Below are 15008 nucleotides of genomic sequence, written 5' to 3' on the forward strand. Positions count from 1 at the left end.
ACAGACCGGTGTCTGGCAGTTTATGAAGGGCGGTATCTGTAACAGAACATGAAGGCATGACAAAAAGACGTGTCATCCAACATTTTTTCAGTTCGTTAGGCAGATACAACCTCACTCATTAACATGCAACACCTTTCTCATTCAGTTTCGCCCTAACTATACAACAGATTTTCGAAGAAGTAAAATTTCTAGAGAACGCTTTCAAATTAGGTCTTGATATCTATACATCGGCGTGCTATCTTGAGGGTGACGAAACGAATAATGATCACATGTGACTGATTCGATCAGGCATGGGGTAAGACGAAAGGCTCAGGCCACCCGTCTATACTCCATGCCTGTTTTGTTTTTTCACAATCATTTTTCAAGCGAAAGGATGATTCGAAGATGTTATTGAATAAGTGGATGAAGAGACATACACTGACACTTTATGCACCCATGGAAGGAGACATCATTCCACTTGAGGAAGTGACCGACCCTGTCTTCAGCGAGAAGATGATGGGCGACGGGATTGCCATCATGCCGACGAACGGAACCGTCGTCGCCCCGGCTGATGGGACCATCGTCCAAGTCGCACCGACGAAGCATGCCATCGGGCTCCGTTCGGGAGACGGAGCTGAAATTTTGATTCATGTCGGACTAGATACGGTCGAGCTTGCGGGAAGCCCGTTCGATGTCCACGTCAAAGTCGGTGACACGGTCACGACCGGACAGCCACTGTTGACGGCCGACTTGGAACAAATCCGACAAGCCGGAAAAGACACGGTCACCCCAATGGTCATCACGAATGGAGGAGCTTTGGAACAGCCCTACTCGTTCCATGCAGGCGGCCCATCGCTTCCTGGGAAGACCGTCGTCGCTCAAGCGGGACAATGACTCCTCGATAGGAGGACACATGTTAAAAATCAAAAAGATTCTAAACAACAACGCGGTCATCGTCTCAGATGAGGGTGAAGAGAAAATCGCCATCGGACCGGGCGTCGCATTCAAGAAGGCACGCAACGATATCGTCAATCCGCATAAAGTTGAAAAGCTGTTCGTCATGTCGGAGAACGATAAATTTCAACAACTGCTGACGCGGATTCCAATCGAGCACTTCACGATTTCAGAAGAAATCATTTCGCATGCGGAAAAACGGCTCGAGACGACGTTCAACGAACACATCCATATCGTCCTCACCGATCACATCTCATTCGCCATCGAGCGCGAGCAAGAAGGCATCTCGCTCCGAAATAAACTGTTGAACGAGATTAAGATTTTATATCGCAACGAGTACGAAATCGGACTATGGGCGCTTCACCTCATCGAGGACAAACTCGGCGTCAAGATGCCGAAAGATGAGGCGGCCTTCATCGCGCTGCACATCCATACACTAAAAGTGAAGGGAGGTGATTTACGCAAGACGGTCAAACAGACGACAATCGTACGTGACATGATTCAATCGATTTCGAGACGACTCGATCTATCTATAGAAGAAGATGACTTATCCTATCAACGCTTATTAACTCATTTACGATTCGTCATGGATCGGGTCAACCATTACGATCACCATACGATCGACGAAGATATGCTTCTCATGATTCAAACGAAGTTCTCGTCGGCCTATGCATGTGCGTCTGACGTCGCAAACGAAATGGAAGACTTATACGGCATCGTCTTGCCCGAATCAGAGCTTGGTTATATTACGCTCCACATTCAACGCCTGCAAGATCAACACCATCAAAAAGGAGGAAATTCACAATGATGAACTTTTTACAACGTCTCGGACGTTCCCTCATGTTGCCAGTTGCCGTACTTCCTGCAGCTGCCATTCTCATGGGGATTGGTTACTGGATTGATCCCGTCGGCTGGGGTTCTGAAAACATCGCCGCCGCATTCTTGATCAAAGCCGGTGCAGCCATTATCGATAACATTCCAATTCTCTTCGCAGTCGGGGTCGCCCTCGGAATGGCGAAAAACCGTGACGGCTCAGCCGCTCTAAGCGGACTTGTCGCCTTCCTCACGGTCACGACGCTCTTGTCTTCGGCTACTGTCGCCTTGTTCCAAGGTATCGACGTCGAAGCCGTCAACCCAGCATTCGGTAAAATTGCCAACGCGTTCGTCGGGATCTTGTCAGGTATCGTCGCCGCTCAAATGTACAACCGCTTTAGCCATGTGAAGCTTCCAGACGCGCTCGCTTTCTTCAGTGGTAAGCGTCTCGTGCCAATCATGACGGCATTCTCGATGATTCTCGTCTCGGTCGCCCTTTACTTCGTCTGGCCGGTCGTTTACACAGGACTCGTCGGATTTGGGGAAACGATCTCTAAAATGGGTGCAATCGGGGCAGGCCTTTACGGCTTCTTCAACCGTCTGTTAATCCCAACTGGTCTTCACCACGCCTTGAACTCGGTATTCTGGTTCGATGTGGCCGGTATCAACGACATCGGTAACTTCTGGTCAGGCGAAGGCGTGAAAGGAATCACTGGTCGATATCAAGCTGGATTCTTCCCAATCATGATGTTCGGTCTTCCGGCAGCAGCCCTCGCCATGTACCACACCGCGAAAACAAAACGTAAAAAACAAGCGGCCTCGCTCCTTCTCGCCGCAGCGTTCGCATCGTTCTTCACAGGTGTCACGGAACCGCTCGAATTCTCGTTCATGTTCCTCGCACCAGTTCTCTACCTCGTCCACGCGGTCTTGACAGGGGTTTCCCTCTTCATTGCGGCGACGTTCCAATGGACGGCCGGATTCGGCTTCAGCGCTGGTCTTGTCGACTTTGTCCTCAGCTCACGGTTACCGCTCGCGAACCAGCCGTACATGTTGCTCGTCCAAGGTCTCGTCTTCGGTGCCATCTACTACGTCATCTTCCGCTTCATGATCGTCAAGCTCAACTTGGCAACGCCAGGCCGTGAGTCAGACGAAGCGGTTGACGCGGTCGCAACGGAAACGACTCCTGAAGGCGAAACGAAGACGGCTCCAGTCGCTGTCGGCGGTCAATATTCAGCGATGGCAGCCACGATTTACGACGGTCTCGGCGGCGATCAAAACGTCACAGGCATCGAATCGTGCGTCACGCGCCTTCGTGTCGATGTGAAAGACATGGATACGGTCGACCAAGCCCAAATCAAGAAAGCAGGCATCCCTGGTATCAAGGTTGTCAGCCCGAACCACATTCAAGTCATCGTCGGAACGAACGTCCAATTCGTCCTCGAAGAGATTGAAAAACTCCGGAGCCATCGCGCCGGGTAACTGACGAAAGCCACCTCGCGCGCGAGGTGGCTTTTTACTGCCTTTGCTCATATGTTAGTTCAGCTCTTCTTTTTGACTGACATCAACATCAGCGAAACCGTGACTGAGTAAATCAATAAGAAGATGACAATGCCTAACTCAAGTGCCGACTCAAACATGAAGTCCCCTCCAATCCGTCCTCTTTTTACTATCATTCCCATTCACTATTCATACAAACTGGGTATGTGAAATGGGCTGATCCGATTCACGTACAAAGGCCCTCTTCCTAAAAAGAGGACCTTCGTTATGCACTACATACTTCGCAGTCTGGCAATCCGTTCATCCGGGTTCGGGTGCGTGGAGAACAGACCGCTCAGCTTTTTCTTGAGCGGGTCTGAAAAGTAGAGCGACGCCGAGGCACGTGAGGCTTCCTTCACCGGTGTCTGGATATTGGCGATTTTCTCGAGCGCCGATGCGAGGGCATCCGGATTACGCGTCAATTCGGCCCCGCTCGCGTCCGCCAAAAACTCACGATTCCGTGAGATGGCCAAGTTAACGAGCGTGGCAATGAGCGGTGCGAGAATCAACAACACGAGCCCGACAATCATAAAAATCGGGTTTTGGTTGTTGTCGCGACGGCCGCCGACGCTGCGGAAGAACAGCATCCGCGACCCGATATCGCTCATGATGGCGATGACCGAGACGAGGGCGAGCGTCACTGTCGCCAGTCGTACATCGTAATTTTTGATATGGGCGACTTCATGGGCGATGACGCCCTCGACTTCTTCTCGCGTCAACTGGTCGAGCAGTCCGGTCGTCACGGCGACAGCTGCCTTTTCTGGTTTCAGGCCGGTCGCGAACGCGTTCGGTGACGCATCGTTGATGATGAAGATGCGCGGCATCGGGACGCGCGCGACCATCGCCATATTCTCGACGGTGTGCCAGAGAAACCGGTGCTGGTCGACCGAAGTGATCTCTTGGGCGTGGTTCATTTTCATGACGATGTTCGTGCTCGACATGATGACGATCCCGATATAAAACAGCGAGAACACCGGCGTGAAGATGAGGCCTGGGAGCGGGTCACCATAATTCAAATACGAGATGACCACCCCGACGCCTAAGACGAGAAGGACGAATCCGGCCACGATGAACACGGTCTTGATTTTATTTTTGCGAATCTGTTCATATAAAATCATCGTCGCCACTCCAATCCATTAGAATGAAACACGCACGTTTTCGCGTTCTTCTTCACGAGCTTCGAGCATGTCGCGTTTTTCGAAGTTGTGAACGGAGGCGATGATGTTTGTCGGGACCGATTCGACTTTCGTGTTATATTTCATGACCGTATTGTTATACAACTGTCGTGAGTAGGCGACTTTATTTTCAGTCTGCGTCAGTTCTTCTTGAAGCATCTTAAAATTCTCGTTCGCTTTCAAATCTGGATATGCCTCACGGAGAGCGAACAAGTTTTTCAGCGCGCCGCTCAATTGATCGTTCACTTCCATCTGTTCTTGACGGCTCGTCTTCGACCCGAGCTGATTCCGGAGCTCAACGACTTTCGCAAGCGTCTCTTGCTCGTGTTTGGCATAGCCCTTCACCGTTTCGACCAAGTTTGGAATCAAATCGTAACGCCGTTTCAACTGTACATCAATCTGTGCCCACGCCTCGTCGACCCAGTTTCGATATTTGACAAGTCCGTTGTACATCGAAAAATAGACGAACGCCAAGACAACGATAATCCCAATTGCGATAATCCAACCCATTTCGACACCTCATTTCATGATTTTCTCCTGTATTAATTCCCTCTCGTCGTATACCATAAGCATAACTTCGGAAAATATAGTAAATGATTCATATCTACAGTGAGCTTCCTCACGATTTCATACAAAGGAGTGTCACGATGTCTATTCCATCTATCGTCGTCGCTGTGAAGGCAGTGATTGTGCAAGAAGACCGGCTCCTCATCATTAAACGGGCTACCGATGATGAAATCCATCCTGGCACGTGGGAGCTTGTCGGCGGCAAGCTCGATTTTGGTGAGACGCTCGAACAGTCCCTGGAACGGGAAGTATTCGAAGAAACTGGGCTACGCGTAACGATTCAACACTTACTGTACGCCACGACATTTTTGACCGACTCGAATCGTCAAGTCGTTCTGATGACGTACTGGGCTCATCCCGTCGCAACAACCATCACTCTCTCTGAAGAGCATAGCGATGCCAGATGGGTGACGGCTGATGAAGCACGACAGATGTTACTTCAACCGATTCTCGATGATTTGGATTCACATGACGTATGGACCTTGATTCAAACAAAAACAATCAACTGACAGGAGTGCTTGCTATGCTTGTGACTGACCTCGATTCCCGATTGACTGAATTATACGAAGAGATGGTGTCGCTTCGACGCCACTTCCACCAACATCCCGAACTCTCGTTTGAAGAACGGGAGACACCGCGGACGATTGCGGCCTATTTACGTGAGCTCGGGCTCGATGTGCGCGAACACGTCGGCGGCAACGGTGTCGTCGGACGGATTCATGGCGGTGACGGTCCAACCATCGCGTTTCGTGCCGACTTCGATGCGTTACCGATTCAAGATTTAAAAGATGTTCCGTATCGTTCAAAAGTAAACGGCTCGATGCACGCTTGCGGTCATGATGCCCATACGGCGACGCTGCTCGTCCTAGCGAAAGCCCTTACGGAAATCGATCTTCCCGGAGATGTCGTCCTCATCCATCAGTTCGCGGAAGAGCTCGCACCAGGCGGGGCCAAACCAATGATCGAAGATGGCTGCCTCGATGGGGTCGACTACATTTATGGTTCTCATATTTGGACGCCGCTTCCATTCGGCACGGTTGGTGTGAAGACCGGACCGATCATGGCGGCGGCCGACCGGTTCGAACTGACCGTCAAAGGCAAGGGAGGTCACGGGGCCATCCCGCAACACACGGTCGATGCCGTCATGGTCGGAACCAATATCGTCAGCCAGTTGCAACAAATCATCAGCCGCCGCATCGACCCGCTCGAACCGGCCGTCTTGACCGTCGGCACGTTCGTCGCCGGTCAAGCGTTCAACGTCATCGCCGATGAAGCAAAGCTGTCTGGCACGGTGCGAACGTTCACACCGGAGACGCAAACACGCATCATCGCCGAGATGGAGCGCACCATCGCCCACATCTGCTCGGCCAGTGAGGCACATTATGAGCTCGAGTACATTCGTGGCTATCCCGCCGTCATCAACCATGCGACCGAGACCGACCATGTGCGGCGCAGTGCCGCACGTGTCGTCGGAACGGATGGCGTCATCGAGATGGCACCGCTCATGGTCGGTGAAGACTTCGCCTACTATATGCAACACGTTCCTGGTAGCTTCTTTTTCACAGGGGCTGGCAACCCGGAAGTCGGTGCCGTATTCCCGCACCATCACCCTCGGTTCGATGTCGATGAACGGGCGATGCTGCATACTGCCCGCATCCTCATGCAGGCGGCGTTCGAGACGTGGAACACGCACAAAAAAGAAGACTGACGCCGCGGCGTCAGTCTTCTTCTATTTCGGTTGCTGGCAATTCAGATACGAGTACTTGGTCGACACGTTTTCCGTCCATATCGACGACTTCGAACCGGAGTCCGTACGCCTCGACGACATCACCTCGCTTCGGGAAGTCCCCGAGCGCGTAAATGACGAGACCGGCAAGCGTATGATACGAGCTTCGTCCTTCATCGAAACGATTATCTCGAATCCCGAACGTCCGTTTTAAATCTTCAATTCCGAGGAGGCCGTCTGCCAAGTACGATCCGTCTTCACGGCGCACGACTTCCGGCGTCTCTTCTTCGATCATCACTTCGCCGACGATTTCTTCAAGGATATCGAACAACGTGACCATTCCGAGGAATCCACCATACTCATCGAGCACGAAGGCGATCTCGACGCCGTTCTTTTGCATCATCTGCAAGACTTGGCTCGCTTCTCGCTGTTTTGGCACGACGAGCGGTTGTTTGATTCGTTTCAAGATTTGCGATGGCTCCCGAAGCGTCGGCAAGGTCAAAATATCGCGGACATCGATATAGCCCACGAATTCATCGAGCGTATCGCGACCGACCGGGAGTTTATTGTGTTTACTCTCATAAATCGATTTCTTGATATCGTCCATATCATCTTCGAGGTCGACCCATTCGAGCGTCGTCCGCGGCTGCATCAACTCATAAATCAACTGGTCATGGAACGCAAACACGCGCTCGACCTGTTGTACTTCTTCGTGAGCGAACGCCCCTTGTTGAGCCCCTTCGAATAAGAGCTGTTTAATCTCGAGCTCCGTCTCGCCACTCGATTGTTCTGCTTTCAAGCCGAGCAGTTTAAAGAGGAACAACGTCGATTTCGATAAAATCCAAATGAACGGTCGCATCACTTTGCTGAACACGTCCAGCGCTGGAATGATGGCCATCGTCACTTTTTCCGGTGCAACGAGGGCAATTCGTTTCGGCACGAGCTCACCAATGATGAGCGACAAGTACGTGATGAGCGTGACCACGACGACGTAACCGACGGTCGGTGCGTATTGGGCACTCATTCCGAGCTCCGCGAACAATTCGCCGAGCGGTGCCGAGAAACGCGCACCCCCATAGGCACCGTTAATGATCCCGATTAACGTGATTCCGACTTGGACCGTCGATAACAGGTCGGTCGGATCTTTTGAATACTTGAGTGCGATTTCGGCACTGCGCTTACCGCGGTTCGCCTCGACTTCAAGTTTGGCCGGTTTAGACGAGATGAGCGCGATCTCCGTCATCGCGAAAATCCCGTTCAACACAATCAAGAATAAAACAATCAGTAAATCGATTACTATGGAAGAATCCACCGTTTTCATCACCTCTACGTATATTTCGTACTGCTTCCCTCTCTATCCTATCAGAGATTCGTTATCCACCTGTACCCGTTTTGCTCAAAAAGAAGCCACTTCAACGTGAAGTCGCTTCGTTTGAACTTTCTTGCTGAAGAGCCGTTGCTTGTGACTGCTTGAAGACGATGACACCGAGAAGTAGCACCATCAGTCCGATGACCTGACCTGGGGACAATGACAACTGTGGCATTCCGAACGCTCCGGACAAGTCGACACCAAGTGCCCAAATCAATTGAGAGACGAGAATAATCGACACCGATAAGGTCGGTCCGAGCAATTGAATGCTTCGCATGACACAGAAGACGACACCGACACCGAGCAGACCGCCGAGCGCGTAAATCGGAGAGATATCAAACAGTCCCTGCAGATTGCCGCCAAATAAAATGAGTGGGATCAGCGAACCGATTAGCCCGACAATAAAGACGAGCACCGTCGTCGCCCAGGCGCCTAAATAGATGTTCATTTTTGCATTAACCGCCGCTTGGACACTAATGAACGCACCGGCCACTGCCGAACAAATAATTCCTACTATCATGAATTGCCTCCTTATTCGTACAACATGCCATTGGCACGTTCTTTTAATCGAGTCGCATCTAAAATCGTCACTTGCGTCCGTGTTTTCTCGACGAGTCCCTCATCCGCGAATGCCTGTAACGTCCGGTTCAAATGGCGATAGCTCGTCCCGAGCCATTCCGCGACTTCTTTTCGCTTCAACTGACTCATCTCATCTTGGAACAACTCATTCCCTGACTCGCTGAGCGAGACGAGATAACCCGCCAACCGTTCTTCGAGCGTCGACATGAGATGGTTCGATGAGGCGTTCGCCTCGATGAACAACTTATCAGACACGCCGCGGAGAAGGTGCTCCGTAAATTCAATCGTCCTGTTATGTGTGCGCAACACATCGAATGGGATGCGCAGACACGTCACCGGGCCGACCGTCTCGACCGTGTGGAGAACGTTGCGTCCACTCGCATATTCGATATCTCCAATCAACGTCGGGGCCATCTTTAAACGCAGTAAGCGCAACTTGCCTTCCTCGCTTAACGTATAGATTTTGACACGTCCCGACAACACGACGAAGAGTGACTCAATCGGGTTACCATTCGTGCAGAGCATCGCCCCGGACGGATAGGTCATGATTGTCGACGCCTCTAACGTTTGTCCTGAAAACAGATGGGCCCACCCGAGCCGTGTTAACGCTGTTTCTACTCTCATCTGGCTCCTCCTTACGTGAACGTGTAAATCCCAATCCCGATGATCATTAAAGCGAGCCCCATAAGCTGACCTTGATTGACAGGTTTCTGCTTCACACCGAACCACCCGTTCACATCAATCAAGAATGCGCCAATCAATTGGGCGACGAGCAAGACGCAAATGGCCCACGTGACACCGAGCTGTTGAATGGCTGTCAATTCCCCGAAGACGACGAAGACTCCGAACAACCCGCCGAGGCTGTAATACCAAGGCACGCGCCGAAACGCTGTCAAATCTGCATCCCGTTTGAACGCATAAATGAGGAGTGCGAGCACGAGACCGACGAGATGGACGACTGTGACCGACAACCAGGCGCCGACCGCGTAACCGAGCTTAGCGTTAAAAATACCTTGCAGCGCGATGAACGTGCCCGAGAGCACGGCAAATAAAATTCCCAAACAAGTTCCCCTCCTATCTCCTCGTCTGACTGTACGTGAGATGGAGCGCTTTGAAAAGGACATATGTCCGAAAAAAAGACAGCTTAGAAATGATTCCTAAGCTGTCGTTACGATTATCCAAGCAATTTGACGATTTCCGCGCCGACTTGTTCTGACGACTGCGGGTTCTGACCCGTGACAAGGCGCTCGTCCACGGCTACATTGACGGCCCAGTTGTCGGCGTTATCGAATTTCCCACCGCGCTCACGCATTGCTGATTCAAGTAGGAACGGCACCGCTGAGTCGAGCTGCATCTCGCGCTCTTCTGCGTCCGTGAATCCTGTCACGCGCTTGTCTTTGACGAGCGGTTCTCCGTTGCTTAACTTGACGTTGACGAGACCGATCGGGCCATGACAGACGGCTGCGACGACGTTTCCACCTTCATACGTGTCACGGATGACACGCTGTAGCGTCTCACTGTTCGGGAAGTCGACGACCGTCCCATGCCCACCCGGAAGGAAAACAGCGTCATACGTGTCATCCGCCACTTGATCAAGTCGGGCTGTATCTTTCAATAGATGCTGCGTATCCAACACCTCTTGCGGCAATTCGCCCTCTAAGCTGTTCGCATCGATTGGCACGTCTCCGCCTTCGATGCTCGCTACTGTGACTTTATAGCCTTGCTTCTCAAATTGAAGGTACGGTGCAGCAAATTCCTCGAGCCAAAGCCCTGTCGCGTGACCGTTTTCTAATTGATCGGCAGACGTCGTGACAATCAGTACATGTTTAGACATTGAAAATTCCTCCTTCTAAATTAAGCATACGAAAGAGTTGTTCCCGCTCTGGCTCCATTCAAACCTCTGGACCTGCGACGTCGGTCTTTTTTTGACCTGGTCCGATTTTGGAAATGGCGTCCGCCTGCCAATCATCTATACTCATCACATAATAGTAGAAGGGAACGATTGTGATGAAATACGTACTCGATTGGGGATTTCTTGCCGTCGCCGTTTTAATTGTGTTACTCGTGATGATGAGTGGGCTGTGAACGATGTTCAGGTTGGATTCACGGAGCTGTCACAAGGATGACTGTTTGAAGCTAGGGTTGAATCGGGAACAAATCTACTGTTGCCCTATCGCTACCGTTACTTCAGAAAGGATGTTGAATATGTCAGAACGTGTATTTATCAGTCCAGCCAAGTACGTGCAAGGCAAGAATACAATCGATCGGATTGGGGACCATGTCGGTCACTTCGGGTCACAGGCGCTGCTCATCGCCGATGACATCGTCTGGCGCTTGATTGGGGAGCGGGTGACCGATTCACTTAAAGCGAGCGGCGTCAACGCTGAGAAGGCTGATTTCGTCGGGGAGGCTTCGCGTCACGAGATTGAACGGATTGCCAAAGCGGCCGCAGAGAGCCATACCGCAGTCGTCATCGGGATGGGCGGCGGAAAAACGCTCGATACGGCCAAAGCCGTCGCTGACGAACTAGATGCCCGCATCGTGATCGTACCGACCATCGCTTCGACGGATGCGCCGACGAGTGCCCTCTCTGTCATCTATACGGATGAAGGAAACTTTGAGACGTATCGGTTCTATAAAAAGAATCCGGATTTGGTTCTCGTCGACACGAAACTGATTGCTGAGGCCCCGGCTCGTTTCCTCGCCTCAGGAATTGCCGACGCGCTCGCGACATGGGTCGAGGTTCGAAGCGTCCTCGCCTTTGGGGGAAAAACGATGGCGGGCGGTGTCCCGACCATTGCCGCGGAGGCAATTGCCAAACGCTGTGAAGAAGTGCTGTTCGATTACGGGATTTTAGCTTACGAATCCGTAAAAGCCAAAGTTGTCACGCCGGCACTCGAGTCCGTCGTCGAAGCGAACACGCTCTTGAGCGGTCTCGGGTTCGAGAGTGGTGGATTAGCCGCTGCGCATGCCATCCATAACGGATTCACGGCCCTGCATGGCGACATTCACCATTTGACGCACGGCGAAAAAGTCGCCTTCGGTACACTCGTCCAACTCGCACTCGAAGGCCGGACGCAGGCAGAGTTTGACCGCTACGTCGCCTTGTATATGGCGCTCGATTTGCCGGTCACGCTTGAAGACGTGAAATTGAAAGATGCTTCCCGCGAGGACATCCTAAAAGTCGGCCAAGCCGCGACCGCAGAAGGCGAGACGATTCATAGCGGATTCGATGTGACCCCAGAACAAGTCGCCGATGCCATCATCGCGGCCGACCGCTACGCCCTCCTGTATCAAAGTAAACTAAGCTAAACAAACGAACGAGGAACGGCTAGTTGAGCCGTTCCTCGTTCGTTTGTTTGCGGGTGACGAAGGAAAACGCCACTCCAAGTGCCATACAACTGACCGTCAAAACGAAAAACGTCAATTGGTTCGCATAAATGATGTTCGTGAACTGATTCCACCCTGACGCATAGGCCGCGTTCTCAGAAGCACGGATGCCTGCGCGGAGCGAAGCAGCCTGCTCGGCGTTAATATAGAAAGTGACTCCCGCCATGACGAGACTCCCCACCAAGAGACCGATTCGCGCCAAACGGTTTACCGACGCGACGGTGCGCTGCGCGAGCCGAATCGTAATCCAAATGAACAAAAGGACGAACGGCCAACCGACCAGCAAAACGAGTACGTACGGATTCCCCTCGCCCGCCGGTTCCGTATAAGCGGCGGTCATCGTCTCACCTAGCTTAAAAAGCACAAACGTAATGAGCGTGATGATGAACCACGCCTTAATCAATTTATCCATGACAACACCTCGTCCTCAGTATAGCAAAAAAACACCATGCACTTTCGCACATGGTGTCCGGTCAAGCTTTTGGACGGACGGCATAGTAAATCAAGATGACGAGCCACGTCCAGACGCCGGTGAAAATCCCGATAATCCCGATGATGAAGAATCCGAGAGGAATCATCGATTTCGTCCGATTGTAATCTTTCCACATACTCGATAGCCCTTTGATGTTGAAATACAAAAAGGCAAAGAATAGGACAAGCAATAACAATGGTAAACCAAAAATGAGTTCCATATGCGCTCACTCCTTTCGATACTTCGATCCATCTCTTTCCTACACGATAAGTGTATCTTTTTTGGGCTGCCGGCACATCGGGCTCAGGCAGTACACGCTTCAGGTCAAGAGACGGAGACGATTTATCTCTTATTCCCTGATTCGTTATCTTTTCATCATTTGAAAAAAAGGGAAAAGAAGAGCAACGACTCAAAAGGAGGTCATCCTCATGAAACTCATCCGTGTACTCCTCGTCCTGATGCTCATCTTTCCCGTCATATCCACTTCCGCCGCAACCCCGTCACCCCAGCCAGGCTACACGATTAAAACGACGAAACTGTACTGGCGGGCCATGCAAGCGTCCCCGGTCGCCAAGACGCTGTCCACGAACACACCTGTCCGTTACACGATGTATAATCGCAGTTGGTCAAACGTCTATATCGATGGCACACGCTACTATACTCCGTCGAGCAACTTGAAAGCTGACATCCCGAAACTTGCGCCTGCGGAACGGATTCGACTCGTCAATAAACAACACGGCCTCTCGAGCACGTATCGTTCGCGGCAACTCGTCACGTTGACCATCCCGACCGTCTACACGAAAGGAAGCGAGCGAACCCTCATGGCCGCTGAAGCCGCTCACGCGCTAGCCCTCCTCTATTACGCCGGGCGAAAAGAAGGCCACACGTTGTATTCCCTCAGCGCCTATCGCTCCTACGCCACTCAAAAATCACTTTATACGTATTGGGTCAACACGCGAGGCACGGCGTACGCCTCAAAATATGTCGCCCGTCCTGGATATAGTGAGCATCAAACCGGCCTCGCCGTCGATATGACGAGTGCACGCATGCAGATGGGACTCTATGCCTCGTTCGACCAGACCCCAGAAGGCAAATGGATGCTCCAACAGGCACACCGTTACGGATTTATCGTCCGCTATCCGAAAGGCAGAGAGAAAATCACCGGTTACAACTACGAGCCATGGCATCTCCGGTACGTCGGTGTGAAAGAAGCGACAACGATGAAACAACAAAATTGGACGTTCGAGGAGTGGTGGGCCGAACGTTGATGCGAGCATCTCGAGCGAGGCATCGATCGTGTTCCATGTATAATGAACCCGTACGATATCGCAGAGGAGGACATGTGCATGTGGATTGTCATGAACAAACTAGACGTTGAAAAAGGGAAGATTGAGGCGGTCACCGCCCGTTTCCAAACGACGAAAGGCATCGAGTCGATGGATGGATTCATCCGGATGCAAGTGTTGACGGATACATCGGATGAGACGAAAGATCAGGTCGTCATCATGACGACGTGGCGCGACGCGGCGAGCTTTGAGAATTGGCGCGATAGCGGTGCGTATAAACATGCCCACAAAAAACGGGACGACGGCACTTCTGAAGTGAAGCCCATCGTCCTCGGAAACACGCTCACTCAATATGAGGTCGCCATCGAGCACGGCGCCTCAACCGATGACGTATAAAATATCTTGTGGTCGGATAATCCCGAGTAACGGCTCATCTTCTTGTCCCGTCTCGGTAATGAGCAAGGCATCGAGACGGACGCCGTCCTTCATACTAATGAAATGATGGTGCGCCTCGATGACCGACGTCTCTTGCGCGATAAATCGGTACCGTCGCCGGTGCGGGTCGTGTTGGAGTACGTGCTTGACTTGAACGCCTTCGAGTGACACATGCGGCCCGTCGACCGTTTCGGCGAGCCAACTGGTCACTCCTTTTTTCGTCAACAACCCACGCCACGACCCGTCTTGGTTATAGACAGGGAACTGCGAATAATTCTTGTCTCGAATCTCGCCGAGCACGGCGACGAGCGAATCGTCGGCGTCAAACGTCGTCACGATTTTACGGAACAGCGGGATGACTTGACGCGGATGGAGCAGTTCTTTCTCCACTTCGAGAATCAAATTGACGATCGAGTCATGCGGTTCAGCGATGATGAAGTCCGGCTCCCGCCGTTCGTGGACGATGGCGTTCCGCAACTGACTCATTTGATGTAAATCTTCTTTATACCTGTCAATAATCGGATTATGTTTGGCAAGACGGTTAACCATGTTGCTGAAACTGAAATGCTGGCCGTCCCCCATCTCTCGACTCAAGTAATCCTCAATCCGATGATACGATGCGATAAATTCTTCAGCTCGACTCATACATTCACGCTCCTTATCGCCTTTATATACCCTATTTTTTTTAGTTTCGAGCAGGAAAGCGTGACCCAATCTCGAATCCACA

Annotated in this window: 18 protein-coding genes; 8 read left to right on the forward strand and 10 right to left on the reverse strand. The window is 51.7% G+C overall.

What is annotated here, in order from left to right:
• Nucleotides 1-384: 384 nt before the first annotated feature.
• Genes KNP81_RS04195 through nagE form a run of 3 tightly spaced genes read left to right on the forward strand, consistent with a single transcriptional unit; the run spans nucleotide 385 to nucleotide 3225 of the window.
• On the forward strand, nucleotides 385-873 hold the full coding sequence (locus tag KNP81_RS04195; RefSeq protein WP_251130266.1) for a PTS sugar transporter subunit IIA: 489 nt from the start codon (nucleotides 385-387) through the stop codon (nucleotides 871-873).
• Nucleotides 874-892: 19 nt separating this feature from the next.
• Complete coding sequence (locus KNP81_RS04200) at nucleotides 893-1741, forward strand: PRD domain-containing protein (RefSeq protein WP_021067982.1); 849 nt, start codon at nucleotides 893-895, stop codon at nucleotides 1739-1741.
• Nucleotides 1738-3225 carry an N-acetylglucosamine-specific PTS transporter subunit IIBC gene (gene nagE / locus KNP81_RS04205; RefSeq protein WP_214718632.1) on the forward strand — a complete coding sequence of 496 codons (1488 nt, stop codon included), beginning with the start codon at nucleotides 1738-1740 and terminating at the stop codon, nucleotides 3223-3225. The genes KNP81_RS04200 and nagE overlap by 4 nt, the downstream gene beginning before the upstream one ends.
• A gap of 290 nt (nucleotides 3226-3515) precedes the next feature.
• Here nagE and htpX read toward each other — a convergent pair whose 3' ends face one another.
• Nucleotides 3516-4397, reverse strand: coding sequence for a zinc metalloprotease HtpX (gene htpX / locus KNP81_RS04210; protein ID WP_286038398.1), 882 nt, complete (start codon nucleotides 4395-4397; stop codon nucleotides 3516-3518).
• Between the two features lie 21 nt (nucleotides 4398-4418).
• Nucleotides 4419-4967, reverse strand: coding sequence for a LemA family protein (locus tag KNP81_RS04215; RefSeq protein ID WP_021067978.1), 549 nt, complete (start codon nucleotides 4965-4967; stop codon nucleotides 4419-4421).
• Between the two features lie 137 nt (nucleotides 4968-5104).
• Here KNP81_RS04215 and KNP81_RS04220 point away from each other — a divergent pair, with 137 nt between their 5' ends.
• Both KNP81_RS04220 and KNP81_RS04225 read left to right on the forward strand, forming a co-directional pair.
• Nucleotides 5105-5533: an NUDIX hydrolase gene (locus tag KNP81_RS04220; protein WP_214718634.1), complete on the forward strand. Its 429-nt coding sequence runs from the start codon at nucleotides 5105-5107 to the stop codon at nucleotides 5531-5533.
• 14 nt (nucleotides 5534-5547) lie between these two features.
• Nucleotides 5548-6732 (forward strand): M20 metallopeptidase family protein, encoded by a 1185-nt coding sequence (locus KNP81_RS04225; protein WP_251130267.1) that lies wholly within the window; start codon nucleotides 5548-5550, stop codon nucleotides 6730-6732.
• A 10-nt stretch (nucleotides 6733-6742) separates the two neighbouring features.
• On the opposite strand, the gene KNP81_RS04230 is transcribed toward KNP81_RS04225, so the two are convergent.
• The 5 genes from KNP81_RS04230 to KNP81_RS04250 form a co-directional block, all read right to left on the reverse strand.
• The gene (locus KNP81_RS04230) at nucleotides 6743-8071 is read right to left on the reverse strand and encodes a hemolysin family protein (RefSeq protein WP_214718636.1); all 1329 of its coding nucleotides are present in this window, start codon (nucleotides 8069-8071) and stop codon (nucleotides 6743-6745) included.
• Nucleotides 8072-8162: 91 nt separating this feature from the next.
• Nucleotides 8163-8639 (reverse strand): DMT family transporter, encoded by a 477-nt coding sequence (locus KNP81_RS04235; RefSeq protein WP_214718638.1) that lies wholly within the window; start codon nucleotides 8637-8639, stop codon nucleotides 8163-8165.
• A gap of 11 nt (nucleotides 8640-8650) precedes the next feature.
• Nucleotides 8651-9322, reverse strand: coding sequence for a Crp/Fnr family transcriptional regulator (locus tag KNP81_RS04240; RefSeq protein WP_214718639.1), 672 nt, complete (start codon nucleotides 9320-9322; stop codon nucleotides 8651-8653).
• Nucleotides 9323-9333: 11 nt separating this feature from the next.
• Nucleotides 9334-9759 carry a DMT family transporter gene (locus KNP81_RS04245; protein WP_214718641.1) on the reverse strand — a complete coding sequence of 142 codons (426 nt, stop codon included), beginning with the start codon at nucleotides 9757-9759 and terminating at the stop codon, nucleotides 9334-9336.
• Between the two features lie 113 nt (nucleotides 9760-9872).
• A complete protein-coding gene (locus KNP81_RS04250) occupies nucleotides 9873-10532 on the reverse strand; it encodes a type 1 glutamine amidotransferase domain-containing protein (RefSeq protein WP_021067971.1) in 660 nt (219 codons plus the stop codon).
• 371 nt (nucleotides 10533-10903) lie between these two features.
• On the opposite strand from KNP81_RS04250, the gene KNP81_RS04255 reads away from it, so the two are divergent.
• Nucleotides 10904-12010 carry a glycerol dehydrogenase gene (locus tag KNP81_RS04255; RefSeq protein ID WP_214718643.1) on the forward strand — a complete coding sequence of 369 codons (1107 nt, stop codon included), beginning with the start codon at nucleotides 10904-10906 and terminating at the stop codon, nucleotides 12008-12010.
• Nucleotides 12011-12029: 19 nt separating this feature from the next.
• Here the strand turns inward: KNP81_RS04255 and KNP81_RS04260 are convergent, their stop codons facing one another.
• Both KNP81_RS04260 and KNP81_RS04265 read right to left on the reverse strand, forming a co-directional pair.
• Nucleotides 12030-12500: a hypothetical protein gene (locus tag KNP81_RS04260; RefSeq protein WP_214718645.1), complete on the reverse strand. Its 471-nt coding sequence runs from the start codon at nucleotides 12498-12500 to the stop codon at nucleotides 12030-12032.
• Nucleotides 12501-12561: 61 nt separating this feature from the next.
• A complete protein-coding gene (locus KNP81_RS04265) occupies nucleotides 12562-12780 on the reverse strand; it encodes a hypothetical protein (RefSeq protein ID WP_021067968.1) in 219 nt (72 codons plus the stop codon).
• Nucleotides 12781-12988: 208 nt separating this feature from the next.
• On the opposite strand from KNP81_RS04265, the gene KNP81_RS04270 reads away from it, so the two are divergent.
• Entirely contained in the window at nucleotides 12989-13828 is an 840-nt protein-coding gene (locus tag KNP81_RS04270) for a M15 family metallopeptidase (protein WP_214718647.1), read from the forward strand.
• A gap of 78 nt (nucleotides 13829-13906) precedes the next feature.
• Nucleotides 13907-14242 (forward strand): antibiotic biosynthesis monooxygenase, encoded by a 336-nt coding sequence (locus KNP81_RS04275; RefSeq protein WP_214718649.1) that lies wholly within the window; start codon nucleotides 13907-13909, stop codon nucleotides 14240-14242.
• Here KNP81_RS04275 and KNP81_RS04280 read toward each other — a convergent pair.
• Nucleotides 14225-14926, reverse strand: a complete 702-nt coding sequence (locus KNP81_RS04280; RefSeq protein WP_214718655.1) for a CBS domain-containing protein — start codon at nucleotides 14924-14926, stop codon at nucleotides 14225-14227. The two genes, KNP81_RS04275 and KNP81_RS04280, sit on opposite strands and share 18 nt — an antisense overlap.
• Nucleotides 14927-15008 lie beyond the last annotated feature (82 nt).

Origin of the sequence: Exiguobacterium sp. s149 (assembly GCF_018618395.1) — a bacterium.
Taxonomy (GTDB): domain Bacteria; phylum Bacillota; class Bacilli; order Exiguobacteriales; family Exiguobacteriaceae; genus Exiguobacterium; species Exiguobacterium chiriqhucha.

What these genes read in the sequence shown, in the direction of transcription:
- KNP81_RS04195 (WP_251130266.1), top strand. Translation starts at nt 385, where the DNA reads ATGTTATTGAATAAGTGGATGAAGAGACATACACTGACACTTTATGCA.
- KNP81_RS04200 (WP_021067982.1), top strand. Translation starts at nt 893, where the DNA reads ATGTTAAAAATCAAAAAGATTCTAAACAACAACGCGGTCATCGTCTCA.
- nagE (WP_214718632.1), top strand. Translation starts at nt 1,738, where the DNA reads ATGATGAACTTTTTACAACGTCTCGGACGTTCCCTCATGTTGCCAGTT.
- KNP81_RS04215 (WP_021067978.1), bottom strand. Translation starts at nt 4,967, where the DNA reads ATGGGTTGGATTATCGCAATTGGGATTATCGTTGTCTTGGCGTTCGTC.
- KNP81_RS04220 (WP_214718634.1), top strand. Translation starts at nt 5,105, where the DNA reads ATGTCTATTCCATCTATCGTCGTCGCTGTGAAGGCAGTGATTGTGCAA.
- KNP81_RS04225 (WP_251130267.1), top strand. Translation starts at nt 5,548, where the DNA reads ATGCTTGTGACTGACCTCGATTCCCGATTGACTGAATTATACGAAGAG.
- KNP81_RS04230 (WP_214718636.1), bottom strand. Translation starts at nt 8,071, where the DNA reads ATGAAAACGGTGGATTCTTCCATAGTAATCGATTTACTGATTGTTTTA.
- KNP81_RS04235 (WP_214718638.1), bottom strand. Translation starts at nt 8,639, where the DNA reads ATGATAGTAGGAATTATTTGTTCGGCAGTGGCCGGTGCGTTCATTAGT.
- KNP81_RS04240 (WP_214718639.1), bottom strand. Translation starts at nt 9,322, where the DNA reads ATGAGAGTAGAAACAGCGTTAACACGGCTCGGGTGGGCCCATCTGTTT.
- KNP81_RS04250 (WP_021067971.1), bottom strand. Translation starts at nt 10,532, where the DNA reads ATGTCTAAACATGTACTGATTGTCACGACGTCTGCCGATCAATTAGAA.
- KNP81_RS04255 (WP_214718643.1), top strand. Translation starts at nt 10,904, where the DNA reads ATGTCAGAACGTGTATTTATCAGTCCAGCCAAGTACGTGCAAGGCAAG.
- KNP81_RS04260 (WP_214718645.1), bottom strand. Translation starts at nt 12,500, where the DNA reads ATGGATAAATTGATTAAGGCGTGGTTCATCATCACGCTCATTACGTTT.
- KNP81_RS04265 (WP_021067968.1), bottom strand. Translation starts at nt 12,780, where the DNA reads ATGGAACTCATTTTTGGTTTACCATTGTTATTGCTTGTCCTATTCTTT.
- KNP81_RS04270 (WP_214718647.1), top strand. Translation starts at nt 12,989, where the DNA reads ATGAAACTCATCCGTGTACTCCTCGTCCTGATGCTCATCTTTCCCGTC.
- KNP81_RS04275 (WP_214718649.1), top strand. Translation starts at nt 13,907, where the DNA reads ATGTGGATTGTCATGAACAAACTAGACGTTGAAAAAGGGAAGATTGAG.
- KNP81_RS04280 (WP_214718655.1), bottom strand. Translation starts at nt 14,926, where the DNA reads ATGAGTCGAGCTGAAGAATTTATCGCATCGTATCATCGGATTGAGGAT.